Origin of the sequence: Nocardioides sp. CPCC 206348 (assembly GCF_048654705.1) — a bacterium.
GTDB lineage: Bacteria > Actinomycetota > Actinomycetes > Propionibacteriales > Nocardioidaceae > Nocardioides.
This window is the reverse complement of record NZ_JBMCZA010000194.1, coordinates 1,973-2,284: the sequence shown is the minus strand read 5'-3', so window position 1 is coordinate 2,284 and position 312 is coordinate 1,973. Positions and strand designations below refer to the sequence as shown.

At 71.2% G+C, this 312-nt stretch carries 1 protein-coding gene; it reads left to right on the top strand.

The genetic code is table 11. The annotated features are described in order from the left end of the window. The coding region (locus tag ACOADB_RS17565; RefSeq protein WP_378601248.1) for a hypothetical protein at positions 1-312 on the top strand (312 nt) is incomplete at both ends.

Sequence of the window (312 nt, the reverse complement as noted above, 5' to 3'; positions counted from 1 at the left end):
CTGGTGGCAGGAGCGCCCACGCACGCCTTCACGCTGAGCCGCGCGCAGAGCCGACAGGACGCGGTCCACCAGGGTGCACCCCCCTCCCGGGCCACGATCGGGCTGCGTGACTGGATCGTGAGCGCGACCCCGGAACGATTCGGAACGGATCGCCTCGTCGTCTTCGACACCCGGGTTGCCCGGGTACGCCGCCTGCCCCTCGCCGCGGGCGTCACCGCAACACGGCTCCTGCGACGACACGGGTTCCGCATGTTGCGCAAGCCCGTCGCCTTCCTCGTCGACCGGACGCGTGGCCCGTTGTCCGAAGGTGAA